Source organism: Curtobacterium sp. MCPF17_031, from assembly GCF_003234035.1.
Classification (GTDB): domain Bacteria; phylum Actinomycetota; class Actinomycetes; order Actinomycetales; family Microbacteriaceae; genus Curtobacterium.
In genome coordinates this window covers 71024-86949 of record NZ_QKSG01000001.1, presented here as the reverse complement: position 1 = coordinate 86949, position 15926 = coordinate 71024, and the positions used below count along the sequence as shown (strand labels likewise).

At 71.0% G+C, this 15926-nt stretch carries 12 protein-coding genes and 1 pseudogene; 6 read left to right on the top strand and 7 right to left on the bottom strand.

Features of this window, described 5'->3' with window-relative positions; all coding sequences use genetic code 11:
• Window positions 1–5: 5 nt before the first annotated feature.
• Window positions 6–815, top strand: coding sequence for a hypothetical protein (locus DEJ31_RS00400; protein WP_111120950.1), 810 nt, complete (start codon window positions 6–8; stop codon window positions 813–815).
• A 122-nt stretch (window positions 816–937) separates the two neighbouring features.
• Here the strand turns inward: DEJ31_RS00400 and DEJ31_RS00395 are convergent, their stop codons facing one another.
• Window positions 938–2137, bottom strand: a complete 1200-nt coding sequence (locus DEJ31_RS00395; RefSeq protein ID WP_111120949.1) for a S9 family peptidase — start codon at window positions 2135–2137, stop codon at window positions 938–940.
• Window positions 2138–2236: 99 nt separating this feature from the next.
• Here DEJ31_RS00395 and DEJ31_RS00390 point away from each other — a divergent pair, with 99 nt between their 5' ends.
• The 4 genes from DEJ31_RS00390 to DEJ31_RS00375 all read left to right on the top strand — a co-directional run bounded on the left by DEJ31_RS00390 (window position 2237) and on the right by DEJ31_RS00375 (window position 7672).
• A complete protein-coding gene (locus DEJ31_RS00390) occupies window positions 2237–2833 on the top strand; it encodes a DUF3000 domain-containing protein (RefSeq protein ID WP_110902428.1) in 597 nt (198 codons plus the stop codon).
• Entirely contained in the window at window positions 2826–4193 is a 1368-nt protein-coding gene (locus tag DEJ31_RS00385; RefSeq protein WP_110902429.1) for an HRDC domain-containing protein, read from the top strand. Before DEJ31_RS00390 ends, DEJ31_RS00385 begins: the two co-directional genes overlap by 8 nt.
• A gap of 126 nt (window positions 4194–4319) precedes the next feature.
• Entirely contained in the window at window positions 4320–5531 is a 1212-nt protein-coding gene (locus DEJ31_RS00380; protein WP_110902430.1) for a thiolase family protein, read from the top strand.
• Window positions 5532–5533: 2 nt separating this feature from the next.
• Entirely contained in the window at window positions 5534–7672 is a 2139-nt protein-coding gene (locus DEJ31_RS00375) for a 3-hydroxyacyl-CoA dehydrogenase NAD-binding domain-containing protein (protein ID WP_111120948.1), read from the top strand.
• Window positions 7673–7816: 144 nt separating this feature from the next.
• Here the strand turns inward: DEJ31_RS00375 and dxs are convergent, their stop codons facing one another.
• The 5 genes and pseudogenes from dxs to dut all read right to left on the bottom strand — a co-directional run.
• Entirely contained in the window at window positions 7817–9745 is a 1929-nt protein-coding gene (gene dxs / locus DEJ31_RS00370; protein WP_111120947.1) for a 1-deoxy-D-xylulose-5-phosphate synthase, read from the bottom strand.
• Window positions 9746–9921: 176 nt separating this feature from the next.
• Entirely contained in the window at window positions 9922–12759 is a 2838-nt protein-coding gene (locus DEJ31_RS00365; RefSeq protein WP_111120946.1) for an aconitate hydratase, read from the bottom strand.
• 129 nt (window positions 12760–12888) lie between these two features.
• The gene (locus DEJ31_RS00360) at window positions 12889–13674 is read right to left on the bottom strand and encodes a DUF3159 domain-containing protein (protein ID WP_258366042.1); all 786 of its coding nucleotides are present in this window, start codon (window positions 13672–13674) and stop codon (window positions 12889–12891) included.
• Window positions 13675–13715: 41 nt separating this feature from the next.
• Window positions 13716–14435 (bottom strand): DUF3710 domain-containing protein, encoded by a 720-nt coding sequence (locus DEJ31_RS00355; RefSeq protein ID WP_110902434.1) that lies wholly within the window; start codon window positions 14433–14435, stop codon window positions 13716–13718.
• Window positions 14436–14557: 122 nt separating this feature from the next.
• A pseudogene (dut, locus tag DEJ31_RS00350) lies at window positions 14558–14986 on the bottom strand (dUTP diphosphatase); the annotation flags it as partial.
• Between the two features lie 76 nt (window positions 14987–15062).
• On the opposite strand from dut, the gene DEJ31_RS00345 reads away from it, so the two are divergent.
• Complete coding sequence (locus DEJ31_RS00345) at window positions 15063–15527, top strand: DUF3093 domain-containing protein (protein WP_111120944.1); 465 nt, start codon at window positions 15063–15065, stop codon at window positions 15525–15527.
• A 69-nt stretch (window positions 15528–15596) separates the two neighbouring features.
• On the opposite strand, the gene DEJ31_RS00340 is transcribed toward DEJ31_RS00345, so the two are convergent.
• Window positions 15597–15896 carry a DUF4193 domain-containing protein gene (locus DEJ31_RS00340; RefSeq protein ID WP_110825450.1) on the bottom strand — a complete coding sequence of 100 codons (300 nt, stop codon included), beginning with the start codon at window positions 15894–15896 and terminating at the stop codon, window positions 15597–15599.
• Window positions 15897–15926: the final 30 nt, after the last annotated feature.

Sequence of the window (15926 nt, the reverse complement as noted above, 5' to 3'; positions counted from 1 at the left end):
ACGACGTGTTCGGCAAGCGCAAGAAGGACCAGCCATCGGGCTCCGAGTTCCACCAGACCAACAGTGAGCAGCAGCTCTTCGCGCAGTTGTTGGCCGAGACCCGGGCCGACCCGGAGAAGCTGTTCACGATCGAGATGATCGATCGTGGCAACCCTGGCCGCGACCTCGACGATCGTCTGAAGCGACTCCGCCACGCGGGCGTGACGATGACGCGGCCGTCCCCCGCCGAGGGTGTCCCGCCACGGTCGTCGTCGCACTCCGAGTCCGGGACCGCCGAGACGCCCGCCGACGAGCTGCTCCCGCTCAGCCGCGAGCCCTTCACCGCCGAGACCGGTGACGTCTTCTTCATCCCGGACGGCGGCGGCAGCGTGCTGCTCGGGCACGTCCTCGCGACGCTGCACGATGCCGTCTACGTCGCGGTCTTCCAGCGCCCCGAGGACCTCCCGCGCCCCGCAGACCCGCTCGTCGTGCTCGCCACGCAGCCGGTGGTGGCAGGGCTGACCCTGCCGGCACGGTTCCAGCCGGGCATGTGGGAGGTCGTCGGCAACGTCGCCCCGGACACCGACCGCCTGTTGCCCGCGTACACCTGGGGCACCGATCTCGACGGCGTGCACGTCACCGACTTCGACGGGTCGCGTTCCCGACCCGCGACCGAGATCGAGGCGACGACGATCCCCCGCCGCGTCGTCGTGTCGCCGTACTTCATCGACATCGCCGTCCGCGCCGTGGTCGGCCTCGTCGACTGGCACCCGGACTTCGAGCACCTCCGCTACCGCTCCACCCCGCGCTCCGTCGACCTCTTCCCCGCGCGCTGATCCGGGCACGCGCTGAAGCCGGACAGGCCGCCACCGACGGCGGGTGATGACCACCCGTCGGACGGGAGGCCCGTCACCGCTGGTCCCGCGCCTCCCGTCCGACGTCGGTCACCGCACGCGCGTCACCGCGCGTCGGCCGCCGGCCGCGACGCCACCACCTCGGTGAGCCACGCCAGGATCCGCGCGTCGAACCAGTCCGCGTCGTGGTTCCAGAGCTTGGTGTGCCGGGCGACGTGCGCGACCTCGAGCCGCACCAGGTCCGGTCGGGCAGCGGCGAGGGCGTAGGACGCCGATGCAGGCACGAACCCGTCGTCGTCGCTGTGCAGCAGCAGGATCGGCACCCGCAGTTCGTCGGCGCGGGCGACCATGTCGAGTTCCCGCAGGTCGATCGGCTGGGCCAGCCCGGCGATCCGGTGCACGACCGGAGTGCGGAGCACCCACTGCGCCACCTTCCGGACCGGCCGGGGCAGCCGGAGCGCACGGCTCTGCGACTTGAGGACGGCGTTCCAGTCGACGACGGCCGAGTCCAGTACGACGCCGGTGACCAGACCCGCGAGCCCCGAGCGCACCAGGGTCTGCAGGACCACGGCACCGCCCATCGACCAACCCATCAGGACGATGCTCGTGGCACCCTGCTGGGCGACCCAGTCCAGGGCGGCGTCGACGTCCTCCCACTCGGTCGACCCGAGGCCGTACCGGCCGTCGGCGCTCGGGGGCGCGACGCCGTCGTTCCGCCACGACACCAGCAGCACCGAGTAGCCGGCAGCGCGGAACACCGGGACGGCGCGGATCGTCTCGGCGCGGGTCACGCCCCGTCCGTGCACCAGAACGGCCCAGGGCGCGGCCGGGTCGTCGGCGCGGACCACCCAGGCGGGCGCCGGGCCGTTCGGGGTCTGCACGTCGACGTCCTCGACCGGCACCCCGAGCTCCCCCGGGGTCAGGTAGAACCAGCCACCCCACCGGCCGCGTCGGGCCACGGTGGGGTCGCCGGCGTCCACGGCGATGACCCGCCGGGTGACGGTCGTGTCCGTCATGTCGAGCACCTCGCCGACGCGCATGTGCCCGGTCGCGCCGCCGAACCACAGGCTGTACCGACCCGGGGACTCGGTGTCGGGACTGCGTCCCAGGGAGACGGTGCGTGCCTCCAGGTCGACGGCGGTGATCGGCACCCGCTCGGCGCGCTTGCGGTCCGGGGTGACCACGGCCCGTGCGACGGCCGCGACCGACCCGGCGACGACGGCGACGCCGACCGCGGCGGTGGTGATGCCGGCACCCAGCGCGAGGAGGCCGACGGACCGGACGGCATCGGGACGGCGGGCCATGCGGGCCTTCCAGGACGAGGACGACTGCGGGCAGCACGACTGCGCGCGGAACGGCGTGCCGCCCGCGCCGGTGCTCGGTCCGGAGCCTAGTCTGCATCCGTGCCCGAATCCCGAGACCCCGACGCCGAACCGGAGGCGTTCGCGCGTCTCCGCGCGTTCGTGTCGAGTGGCAGGACCCGCACCGAGACCACGGTCACCGAGATCCCGTCGCCGAGCCGCATCGCACCCTTCTCACTCGCCCTGGCGGCGGACGTGTCGGGCGTCGTGCACGGTGTGGACTCGGACCTCGGCACCGGACGCTTCATCGCCCTGCACGACCCCGCGGAGCCAGAGGGGTGGGGCGGCGCTTACCGCATCGTCACATTCGCGCAGGCCCCGCTCGAGCCGGAGATCGGCGTCGACGAGTTCGTCGCCGACGTCACCTGGAGCTGGCTCGTCGACGCCCTCGAGGCGCACGGTGCCCGGTACGGCAACGCGTCCGGCACCGCGACGAAGATCATCTCCCGCGGCTACGGCGAACTCGCGGCTCAGGGCGACGGCGCCCAGCTGGAACTGCGGGCGTCGTGGACGCCCCTCGACGACGACCTGACGCCGCACGTGCAGGCCTGGGAGGAGATCGTGGCGATGCTCGCCGGACTCCCCCCGGCCTCGGACGGTGTCTCGCTCCTGGCCCCCCGGAGGCTCGCCCGTGACTGACGCCGATCCCGCATACGAGGACGCGCACGCCGCCGTCCACGTCATCGAGGAACGCGACGAGTACCTCGACGCCGTCGCACGGCTCGCCGCCGGTACCGGCCCGGTCGCGGTCGACGCCGAGCGCGCCAGCGGCTACCGCTACTCGCAGCGCGCCTACCTGATCCAGATGTTCCGCCGCGGGTCCGGCTCGTTCCTGTTCGACCCGATCGCGATCGGTGACTTCAGCGACCTGCAGGCCGCACTCGTCGACGAGGAGTGGGTGTTCCACGCCGCGTCCCAGGACCTGCCCTGCCTCCGCGAGGTCGGCCTGGTCCCGACCAAGATCTTCGACACCGAGCTCGGTGCCCGCATCGCCGGGTTCCCCCGTGTCGGCCTCGGCGCGGTCGTCGAGCAACTGCTCGGCATCACGCTCGCGAAGGCGCACTCCGCCGCCGACTGGTCGACCCGCCCGCTCCCGCAGGCGTGGCTCGTCTACGCCGCACTGGACGTCGAACTGCTGCCCGACCTCCGCGACTCGCTCGCCGAGGTCCTGGACGCCGCCGGCAAGACGCGGATCGCGGAAGAGGAGTTCGCGGCCGTCCTCGCTCGCGGCCCGAAGCCCCCGCGTGCCGAACCGTGGCGTCGACTGTCCGGCATGAACGTGCTCCGCGGCGCCCGGGCCCTCGCGATCGCCCGGTCGCTCTGGGAGGCGCGGGACGCCTACGCGCAGGAGACCGACATCGCCCCGGGACGCACCATCCCGGACTCGGCGATCGTCGCCGCCGCCGCTGCTGCCCCGGCTTCACGTGCCGAACTCGGTGCGCTGAAGGCCTTCACCGGCCGCGCCAGCCGCTCCGAGCTCGACCGCTGGTGGGCCGCCGTGGAAGCGGGCCAGACCACCGAGGACCTGCCACGCCTGCGAGGCGGGAGCGAGCCGAGCCTCCCACCACCCCGCGCCTGGGCCGAACGCAACCCGGCCGCCGACCGTCGGTACCGTGCGGCCCGCGCGGCCGTCACGGCGCGTGCGGCGGAGCTCGACCTCCCCGTGGAGAACCTGCTGACGCCGGAGACGCTCCGTCTGGTGTCGTGGAACCCGCCGAAGACCGTCGCGACCGAGACCGTCGGTGCGACGCTCGCATCGCACGACGCCCGGCCGTGGCAGGTCGAGGAGACCGCGTCGGTCATCGCGCACGCGTTCGAGGTCGCCGCGGACCGGTCCGTCGAGGACCCGGCGGCCGCGGTCACGGCGACCACGGCCTCCCGTCCGGACGAGACGACGGCGGACGCCGACCACGCGACGCCCGACGCCGGCGCGCCCGGTGCGGTCGGTCTTGTCGCAGACGGACAGACCGACGCCACGACCGGGACGACCGGCTCGTAGGAACCGCCCAACCGACGTGCCCCCGCCCAGCCGGGGGTACTAGCGTCGGAGCGTCGCCGGGCGAGGCCCGGCCGGTCGGGGTGACACGTCGCTCCGGCCCGATCGTTGTGGATCTGGAGGCTCGCATTGCCGAAGACATCAGACGTCGTGTTCGTGGACGGTGTCCGTACCCCGTTCGGCCGCGCCGGTGAGAAGGGGGTGTTCTGGCGGACCCGCGCCGACGACCTCGCCGTGCACGCGATGCGTGGCCTGCTCGACCGGAACAGCTCGCTCGACGGTGCCGCCGTGGACGACGTCGCCGTCGCCGCGACCACCCAGCAGGGCGACCAGGGCCTGACCCTCGGCCGCACGGTGGGCATGCTTGCCGGCCTGCCGAAGACCGTCCCCGGGTACGCCATCGACCGCATGTGCGCGGGTGCGATGACGAGCGTCACGACGCTCGCCGGTGCCATCGCCTTCGGTGCCGCCGACATCGCCATCGCCGGCGGCGTCGAGCACATGGGACGCCACCCGATGGGCTTCAACGCCGACCCGAACCCCCGCTTCGTCGCGGAGCGCATGGTCTCCAGCGACGCCCTCGTCATGGGCGCCACCGCCGAGCGTCTGCACGACCGCTTCCCCGCCATCACGAAGGACCGCACCGACGCCTTCGCCGTGCAGTCCCAGCAGCGCTACGCCGCCGCCTGGGGTGCCGGCAAGCTGCAGCCGGACGTCATCCCGGTCGAGGTCAACACCGGAGCAGGCTGGGACATCGTCTCGGCCGACGAGCCGCCGCGACCCGGCACCACCCTGGAGGCCCTGGCCGCGTTGAAGACGCCGTTCCGGCCCCACGGACGGGTCACCGCCGGCAACGCCGCCGGGCTCAACGACGGCGCGACGATGAGCCTCCTCGCGTCCGAGGACGGCGCGAAGCAGCACGGTCTGCCGACGAAGATGCGCATGGTCTCCTTCGCCTTCATGGGCGTGGACCCCGAGGTCATGGGCGTCGGCCCGATCCCCGCTACCGACAAGGCGCTGCGGAAGGCCGGGCTGTCGATCGACGACATCGGTCTGTTCGAGATCAACGAGGCCTTCGCCGTGCAGGTCCTGGCCTACCTGGACAACTACGGCATCGCGCAGGACTCCCCGAACGTGAACGCCTGGGGCGGCGCGATCGCCGTCGGGCACCCGCTCGCGTCGAGCGGCGTCCGCCTGATGAACCAGCTCGCAGCCCAGTTCGCCGAGCGCCCGGACGTCAGGTACGGCATCACCACGATGTGCATCGGGCTCGGCCAGGGCGGCACCGTCATCTGGGAGAACCCGAACTTCAGCAAGTCCGCGGCACGGAAGGCGGCCTGACCATGACCACCACCCCGATCGACCAGCTGACCGCCCTGAGCGAGGACGAGGTCGTCACGCATTCGTACGTCAAGCACGTCGCGCTGCCCTCGGGTGGCACGCTCGCGCTGATCACGCTCGACAACGGCAAGGACTACAAGCGGCCCTCGACGCTCGGCCCGCGCACGATGCGCGAGCTGTCGGACGTGCTCGACGCGCTGCGTGACGCCGCGTCGACGGGCACGATCCAGGCCGTCGCGATCACCGGCAAGGAGTACTGCTTCGCGGCCGGTGCCGATCTCTCCCAGGCGGCGGCGCTCCCCTCCCGCGAGGTCGCACACGAGCTCGGCGTGCTCGGCCACGCGACGCTCCGGAAGTTCAGCGAGCTCGGTGTGCCGTCGTTCGCGTTCGTCAACGGCATCGCGCTCGGCGGCGGGCTCGAGGTCGCGCTGCACTGCACCTACCGCGTGTTCTCGTCCGCTGCCCAGGGCATCGGGCTGCCCGAGGTCTTCCTCGGGATCATCCCGGGATGGGGTGGTGCGACCCTGCTCCCCCGGCTCATCGGTCCGGAGAAGGCCCTGCGGGTCATCGTCGAGAACCCGCTGAAGAACAACCGCCTGATGGACGGCCCGGCCGCGGTCGACCTCGGCATCGGCGATGTGCTGATCCCCTCGGTGACGTTCCTGCCGTCCGCGGTCGCCTGGGCCGACGGCGTCGTGTCCGGCCGCACGAAGGTCGTCCGCAAGAACGAGCCCGGACTGATCGAGAAGGCCGCCTGGGGCACCGTCGTCAAGGTCGCCCGTGGACAGGTCGCGTCGAAGATCGGCACCGTGCCGAAGTCACCGTTCCGCGCGCTCGACCTCGTCGCCGCCGCTCGTAGCGGATCGTTGGAGGAGCGCTTCGCCGGTGAGGACGACGCCCTGGCCGACCTGCTCGCCGGGGACCAGTTCGCCGCGTCGATGTACGCGTTCGACCTCGTGCAGAAGCGGGCGAAGCGTCCGGTCGGCGCTCCCGAGGGCGTCGACGCGAAGAAGATCACCAAGGTGGGCGTCCTCGGCGCCGGACTCATGGCGTCCCAGTTCGCGCTGCTCTTCGCCCGTCGTCTCGGCGTGCCGGTCGTCATCACCGACGTCTCGCAGGAGCGCGTCGACGCCGGTGTCGCCCGGATCCGCCAGTCCGTCGACGAGATGCTCGCCAAGGGCCGGGTCTCGCCGGACGACGCCAACCGCATCACCGCACTCGTCAGCGGTTCGGTGTCCTACGACGCCTTCGCCGACGCCGACTGGGTGATCGAGGCCGTGTTCGAGGAGATGAGCGTCAAGCAGGACGTGTTCCGCAAGATCGAGCAGGTCATCGCTCCGGACGCGATCCTCGCCACGAACACCTCGTCGCTCTCCGTCGACGAGATGGCCTCGGTGCTGACGAACCCGGAACGCCTGGTCGGCTTCCACTTCTTCAACCCGGTCGCGGTGATGCCGCTGCTCGAGGTCGTGCGGGCGGCGAAGACCTCCGACGAGGCCGTCGCCACCGCCCTCGCCGTCGCGAAGACGCTGAAGAAGACCGCCATCGTCACGGCCGACCAGCCGGGCTTCGTCGTCAACCGGGTCCTCGCACGCGTCCTCGGTGAAGCGATGCGTGGCGTCGAGGAGGGCACCTCGTTCGAGATCGTCGCCGACGGTGCCGCTCCCCTGGGCCTGCCGATGTCACCGTTCGAACTGCTCGAGCTCGTCGGTCTGCCGGTCGGTGCGCACGTGCTCGACTCGCACCACGCTGCGTGGCCGGAGCGCTTCTACCCGGGCGACGGGCTGAAGCGGATCGCGGAGCACGGCACGATCCTCACCCGCGACAAGAAGGGCAACGCGAGCGGGTACGACCCCGCTGCCGTGAAGCTCGTCGCACCGGCGAAGAAGGACGCGAAGCCGGTCGACGCTGCCGAGATGCAGCGCCGGTTCGAGGACGCCCTGGCCGACGAGGTGCACCGCATGCTCGAGGACGGGGTCGTCCAGCACGTCGAGGAGATCGACCTCGGGCTGATCCTCGGCGCGGGCTACCCGTTCCAGGCCGGTGGCATCAGCCCGTACCTCGACCGCTCCGGTGCGTCCGAGCGCGTCTTCGGCGGCACGTTCCACGAGCCGCCGATCGTCGGCCCCGCCTCCCGCTAGCCCGCACGGCGCTGCCCGGCGCACGGCGCTGACTGGCTCCGCACAACAGGAACCGCCCCGAACCACGGGATCCCGTGGTTCGGGGCGGTTTCTGTTGTGCGACGCCGAAGTGCACCGGGCGCGACGGGCGTCAGCGCTCGGGCGTCAGCGCTCGGCGGACTCCCGCGACCGCGCCGGCTTCGCCTGGGGCACCTTCGTGCCGACGACCTGGTCGATGACGTCGCGGGTGATCGCCTGCGCGGTCAGCCCCGCATCGCTGAGGATCTGACTCCGGCTGGCGTGGTCGATGAACGCGTCCGGCAGCCCGAGCTCGTTGACGCCGGTGTCGACCCCGGCAGCGCGGAGGTCCTGCCGCAGCCGGGTCCCGACACCACCGACACGGACGCCGTCCTCGATCGTGATGACCAACCGGTGGTCGCGGGACAGGTCGATGAGCGACGCCGGGATGGGCACCACCCAGCGCGGGTCGACGACGGTCACACCGATGCCCTGCACCTCGAGCAGCGCGGCGGCCTCGAGCGCCGTCGGCACCATCGACCCGACGGCCACGATCAGGACGTCCTCGGCCGAGGTGGGCTCGTGCAGCACGTCGACACCGTCGCCGAGCCGTCGGAGTGCGGGGATGTCCGGCCCGACCTGACCCTTGGACCACCGGAGGACCGTCGGCGCGTCATCGACCGCCACGGCCTCCCGGAACTCCTCACGCAGGGTGACGGCGTCGCGCGGGGCGGCGATCCGGATGCCAGGGACGACCTGCAGCAGCGCCAGGTCCCACATGCCGTGGTGCGAGGGCCCGTCGGGGCCGGTGATGCCGGCACGGTCGAGCACGAAGGTGACGCCGGCCCGGTGCAGGGCGACGTCCATGAGCACCTGGTCGAACGCCCGGTTGAGGAACGTCGCGTAGAGCGCCACGACGGGGTGGAGTCCCCCGTACGCCAGCCCTGCGGCCGTGGTGACGGCATGCTGCTCGGCGATGCCGACGTCGATGACCCGGTCCGGGTGCGCCTGCTGGAACAGGTGCAGTCCGGTCGGACGGAGCATCGCGGCGGTGATGGCCATGATCCGCGGGTCCTCGTGGCCGACCTCGGCGAGCGTCGCGGCGAAGACGGAGGTCCACGACGGACCCGAGGCCTTGTCGAGCGACTCGCCCGTCTCCGGGTCGATGTGCCCGACGGCGTGGAACTGGTCCGCCTGGTCGCGGAGGGCGGGCTCGAAGCCGTGGCCCTTCTCGGTGATCGCGTGCACGATGACGGGCGAGCCGTAGCCCTTCGCCTGCCGGAGCGCCGCCTCCATCGCCTGCTGGTCGTGCCCGTCGACGGGTCCGACGTACTTGATGTCGAGGTTCGAGTACAGCGCCTCGTTGTTGGTGAAGCGCGACAGGAAACCGTGCAGGCCGCCGCGGAGCCCGCGGTACACAGCCCGTCCGGGCGCACCGAAGTGGTCGGCTGCGGCCCGGCTCTTCTCGTACAGGGTGCGGTACTCGCGACGGGTCCGGACGGAGCTGAGGAAGCGGGCCATCCCGCCGATCGTCGGCGCGTACGAGCGGCCGTTGTCGTTGACCACGATCACCAGTCGGCGGTCGTTCTGGTCCGAGATGTTGTTGAGCGCCTCCCACGTCATGCCACCCGTGAGGGCGCCGTCCCCGACCACGGCGACGACCGTGCGGTCGGACTGCCCGGTCTGCTGGAAGGCACGGGAGATGCCGTCCGCCCAGGACAGCGACGAGGACGCGTGCGACGACTCGACGATGTCGTGCTCCGACTCGCTCCGCTGCGGGTAGCCGGCGATGCCCCCACGCTCCCGCAGACGCGAGAAGTCCTGCCGGCCGGTGACGAGCTTGTGCACGTACGACTGGTGACCGGTGTCGAAGACGAACGGGTCGTGCGGCGAGTCGAAGACCCGGTGCATGGCGAGGGTCAGCTCGACGACGCCCAGGTTCGGCCCGAGGTGCCCGCCGGTCTTGGCGACCTCGGCGACCAGGAAGGTGCGGATCTCCGCGGCGAGGTCGGTCATCTGCGCGTCGGAGAGACGCTTCAGGTCGCGCGGCGACGTGATGCTGGCGAGCAGGCTCACGGGCGCTCCTTTCGTACGGCGGTCGGCCCACTCTATGCGCGCGACCAGCGGACGGACTGGAGGCGCGGTGGCAGCCCGCCACGCGCCTCCCGTCCTTCGCGAAACGCAACGAGAGCGGCTCCCCGCAACGGAGTACCGCTGCGGGGAGCCGCCCAGGTTGCGTTTCGCGGAAGGGGTCAGACGAGCGAACGGAGGACGTACTGCAGGATGCCGCCGTTGCGGTAGTAGTCGGCCTCACCCGGGGTGTCGATGCGGACGACCGCGTCGAACTCGATCGGCTGCTTGCCGGCGGGCGAGTGCTCGGTCGGCTCGGCCGTGACGTGCACGGTCTTCGGCGTGGTGCCCTCGTTGAGCGCGGTCAGACCGGAGATCGAGATGGACTCGGTGCCGTCGAGCCCGAGGGACTCGATCGACTCCCCCGCCGGGAACTGCAGCGGGACGACCCCCATGCCGATGAGGTTCGAGCGGTGGATCCGCTCGAAGCTCTCGGTGATGACGGCCTTGACGCCCAGGAGGCTCGTGCCCTTCGCCGCCCAGTCACGGGAGGAACCGGAGCCGTACTCCTTGCCGCCCAGGACGACGAGCGGGGTGCCCTGCGCCTGGTAGTGCTCGGACGCGTCGTAGATGAACGACTGCGCACCGTCGGGCGTGGTGAAGTCGCGGGTGTAGCCACCCTCGACGCCGTCCAGGAGCTGGTTGCGGAGCCGGATGTTCGCGAACGTGCCGCGGATCATCACCTCGTGGTTGCCGCGACGTGAGCCGTAGGAGTTGAAGTCCTTGCGGTCGACGCCGTGCTCGCCGAGGTACTTGCCCGCCGGGCTGTCGGCCTTGATCGATCCGGCTGGGGAGATGTGGTCGGTCGTGACCGAGTCGCCGAGCTTCGCGAGCACGCGGGCACCGGAGATGTCCGACACGGCGTCCGGCTGCATCGTCATGCCGTCGAAGTACGGGGGCTTCCGCACGTAGGTCGACTGCGCGTCCCATTCGAACGTGTCACCGGTCGGGGTCGGCAGGTTCTTCCACCGGTCGTCGCCCTCGAACACGGAGCCGTACTCGTGGGTGAACATCTCGGTGTCGATCGACGAGTCGATGACCTGCTGGACCTCGGCCGTGTCGGGCCAGATGTCCTTGAGGAAGACGTCGTTGCCATCGGTGTCCGTGCCGAGCGCGTCGGTGTCGAAGTCGAAGTGCATCGAGCCGGCGAGGGCGTACGCGATGACCAGCGGCGGGGACGCCAGGTAGTTCATCTTCACGTCGGGGTTGATGCGTCCCTCGAAGTTGCGGTTGCCCGAGAGCACCGCGGTCACGGCGAGGTCGTTGTCCTGCACGGCCTGCGAGATCTCCTCGGGCAGTGGGCCCGAGTTGCCGATGCAGGTGGTGCAGCCGTAGCCGACCGTGTAGAAGCCGAGGTCCTCGAGGTAGGTCGTCAGACCGGCCTTCTCGTAGTAGTCCGTGACGACCTTGGAGCCCGGCGCGAGGGTGGTCTTGACCCACGGCTTGGCCTTCAGGCCCTTCTTCGACGCGTTGCGCGCGAGGATGCCCGCGGCCATCATCACCGACGGGTTCGACGTGTTGGTGCACGACGTGATCGCGGCGATCGCGACGGCACCGTGGTCGATCGTGAAGGGGTCGCCTTCGGCGATCGCGACCGAGGTCGGCTTCGAGACCGTACCGGGCGCGCTGGAGGCGTGGACCGGGACCTCGGACGCCGGAGCGTCCTGCAGGTCGTCGACGGCGTGCTCGTCACCGGGGGCAGCGGCCACCGGGTCGGACGCCGGGAACGTGTCCGCGACGGCCTTGTCCTCTTCGGTGTGCTCGATGCTCGCGTAGTTGGCGAGGTCGACCTCGAACTGGTCCTTCGCCTCGGACAGGACGATGCGGTCCTGCGGGCGCTTCGGGCCGGAGATCGAGGGGACCACCGTCGAGAGGTCGAGCTCGAGGTACTCCGAGTACGCCGGCTCGACCGAGGGGTCGTGCCACAGACCCTGCGTCTTCGAGTAGGCCTCGACCAGGGCGATCTGCGCCTCGTCGCGACCGGTCAGGCGCAGGTAGTCGAGCGTGACGTCGTCGACCGGGAAGATCGCGGCCGTCGAGCCGAACTCGGGGCTCATGTTGCCGATGGTCGCGCGGTTCGCGAGCGGCACCGCGCCGACACCCTCGCCGTAGAACTCGACGAACTTGCCGACCACACCGTGCTTGCGGAGCTGCTCCGTGATCGTGAGAACCACGTCGGTCGCGGTCACACCGGCGGGGATCGCACCCGAGAGCTTGAAGCCGACGACCTTCGGGATGAGCATGGAGACCGGCTGGCCGAGCATCGCCGCCTCGGCCTCGATGCCGCCGACGCCCCAGCCCAGCACGCCGAGGCCGTTGACCATCGTGGTGTGCGAGTCGGTGCCGACGAGGGTGTCCGGGTAGGCGTACGTCTCGCCGTCGAAGTCACGCGTGTAGGTGACCTTCGCCAGGTACTCGATGTTGACCTGGTGGACGATGCCGGTGCCCGGCGGGACGACCTTGAAGTCCTCGAACGCCGTCTGGCCCCAGCGGAGGAACTGGTAGCGCTCCCCGTTCCGCTCGTACTCCAGGTCGGTGTTGCGCTGCAGGGCGTCGGAGCTGCCGAAGAGGTCCGCGATCACCGAGTGGTCGATGACCATCTCGGCCGGGGACAGCGGGTTGATCTTGTTCGGGTCGCCGCCGATCTCGGCCATCGCCTCGCGCATGGTGGCGAGGTCGACGATGCACGGGACACCGGTGAAGTCCTGCATGACCACGCGGGCCGGGGAGAACTGGATCTCGGTGTCCGGGTCTGCCTCCGGCTTCCACGAGCCGAGGGCGCGGATCTGGCCTTCGGTGACGTTCGCGCCGTCCTCGGTGCGCAGGAGGTTCTCGAGCAGCACCTTGAGGCTGTACGGGAGCTTCTCGTGCCCGGGCACGGCGTCGATCCGGTGGATGGCGTAGTCGACACCCCCGACCGAGAGCGTGTCCTTCGATCCGAAGCTGTTGACTGCAGCCACTGTGCCGCCTCCTGAGTTGATCGGTGTGCCCTCATCCTCGCGGGCCGCGGGACGTCCCACCAGCAAGGTGAACCTAAACCCGGGGACTCCGTCGTGCCCGGAGGAAAGTGTCTTGACGTCGAGACAACTCTACACCGCGGCGGGTTCGTCCCGGACGAAGACGGTCCGGACGAGCAGCCACGTCACCCAGAGCAGGGCTGCGTAGAGCGGGACGCCGGTGATCAGCTTGATGCCGGCGAGCAGCTCGACCTGCGCCGCCAGCCAGAGCGGGATCTCGAACGCGAGCCGGAAGGCGAAGAGCCCGGCCCACATCCAGGTCGCGACGGTCAGGACGCGACGCTTCGCCGGGTCGTCCCGCCAGTCGTGACCGTCGTCGTCGCCCGGCACGAGCAGCCCGACGACCAGGCCGATCAGTGGCCGACGGATCGCCAGCGTGACGAGGATGACCGCCAGGAAGACGGCGTTGATGACGATGCCGGGGATGAAGTTGCTTTCGGCCCGACCCGTCAGCAGGGCGAGGCCCGCCGAGATCGCGACGCCGAAGATGCCCGCGAAGGACATCATGATCGACTGCCGCTGGAGCAGCCGGAGCACCACGAAGACGAGCCCGATCGCGACCGGGACGACGACGCTCGGCACGACCTCCTTCGTGATCGCGTAGACGATCAGGAAGGCGAAGCCCGGCAGCACCGACTCGGCGAGCCCGCGGACACCTCCGACCGCGGTCAGCAGGGCCTTGCCGGAAGGCGCCTCGCCCGGGGCGACCTGACCGATGCCGGCGTTGCGAACCGCGTCCCGCAGCTGGGCCTGCAGCGACAACGGCTCCGCACGCTCCTTCACGAAGGGATTGGACGCGGCGGATCCGGTGGTCGGGGTGACCCCGTCGGGACGGGAGCGGTCGTCGTGGTCCGTCACCGGGCCTCCAGGCTGGTTCGTGGGGGTCGGCCGCAGCCGCGTCAGATGGTCGACTGGGTCGACTTCGGCATGTGCAGCGGGATGAGGTCGCGCGGCGGCATCGGGGTCGTTCCGCGAACGACGACGACGCTGCGGAAGAGCTCCTCGATGTCGGCGGCGTCCTCGGGCTGCTCGGCGGCCTTGCCGGCGATGACCCCACGGAGGAACCAGCGCGGGCCGTCGACGCCGACGAAGCGGGCCGCTCGGACCCCGTCGGTGACCCCCGCGCCGCCCACGACGGGCACCTGCGCGCGGAGTTCCGGACCGAACGGGCCGTCGACCTCGGTGACGACACCGCCCTGCTGCTGGATCTGCTCGGCGATCTGCGCCCGGATCTCGTGCCAGAGGCCGGTCGAGCGCGGCGCGGCGAACGGCTGCACCTGCAGGGTCGACTCGTCGTAGTCCAGGCCGACGGCGACGACCCGCTGCGAGTCCTCTTCGACCTCGAGGCGGAGGTGCAGACCCTCGCGCGGCAGGATCTTCACGCCGCCGAGGTCGACGTACGGACGGACCAGGTTCGCCTCGGTCTCGTCGAGGGGACCGTTGTCGCCACGGTCCAGCGGAGCCGACTTGTCCGTCGACTCGGTGGCCAGGACCTCGTCGAAGCCCGCGTCGGCGTCGTCCGCGAGCTCGATCTCGGGCGAGGGCCCGGCGACCTCGACGTCGTCCACCACGGCCTCGGCGACCTCGACCTCGTCGCGCTTGCGTCGTCCGATCCTCATGACCGCGTCCCTTCCAGACCCTGCTCGTGCATGTCGACGGGCGTCACCGCTCCGTCGTTCCGATCGGCGTCCTGTCCGGCGCCGACGGCGCCGGAGGACACCTCGTGACCGGTCCGGTCACCGTAGCCCGACGACCCGAACCCGCCCTGGCCGCGAGCGCTCTGCGGCAGCTCGGCGACCTGCGTGAACGTCACGCGGGGCACCGGCATGACGATCAGCTGTGCGATCCGGTCGCCGACCCGGACCTCGTACGGCTCCGTGGCGTCCGTGTTGAGCAACGCGACCTTCACTTCGCCGCGGTACCCCGAGTCGATCGTGCCGGGCGCGTTCACGATGGTGATGCCGTGCTTCGCGGCCAGACCGCTGCGGGGCACGACGAAGCCGACGTGCTGGTCCGGCAGGGCGATCGCCAGCCCGGTGCCGACCAGGCGGCGTTCCCCGGGCGCGAGCACGAAGGACTCGGCCGACACGAGGTCCGCTCCGGCGTCGCCGGGCTTGGCGAAGGCGGGAGCGGCGTTGCCGGTCCAGAGGACGTCGACTGCTTCGGTCACGAGTCGAGGGTAGTGCAGACCGTGACCGATCCGTGACCTGCTCGGAGCACGCAGCGGCTCGTGGTCGAATGGAGGGGTGACCGTGTACCGCGAACGACTGTGGGCTCCGCCCGCCCTGTACCTGGCGACGGCGCTCGTCATCCCCGCGAGCCTGCTCGTCTTCCTCCCCATCAGCGCGACGGCCGGGGTCGCCGTGGCCATCGGCATGGAGCTCGCTGTGCTCGTGCTCCTGTGGGCTCTCGCACCCGTCATCGAGGTGACGGACACCGAGTTCCACGCCGGTCGGGCCCATCTGCCCCGCTCGGTCGTCGGCGAGGTCGCCGGCTTCACCGGTGCGGCCGCGACCAGCCAGCGTGGACCGGAACTCGACGCCCGCGCCTGGACCCTGTTCCGCGGCTACGTGCACGGCGTCGTCAAGGTGGAGGTCCGGGACGCCGCCGACCCCACCCCGTACTGGCTGGTGAGCGTCCGTGACCCGGAGGCCGTCACCCGGGCCCTGACGACCGGCGCTGAGCGGGCGAACCGGACCGAACCGGCCTGACGCGGGACCCCACACGCAGAACGGCCCGCATCCAAGAGGATGCGGGCCGTTCTGCGCTCGGTCGGTGCTTCAGAGTGCTGCGCACTCCATGCACACGGGGCCGAGCTTCGTCTCGTGGTCGAGCTGCGAGCGGTGCTTCACCAGGAAGCACTCGACACAGGTGAACTCGTCGACCTGCGGGGGCAGGACGACGACGTCGAGGTCGACGTCGCTGAGGTCCTGGCCCGCGAGCTCGAAGCTGCCCGGGTTGTCAGAATCGTCGTCGACGACTCCCGACATCTTGTCGGGGACGCGCTCCTTGAGGGCCTCGATCGACTCCGAGTCGGAGTTGTCGTCGGTCTTCCGGGGGGCGTCGTAATCGGTGGCCATGCCCATCCATTTCTCGTATCGAGAGGTCGT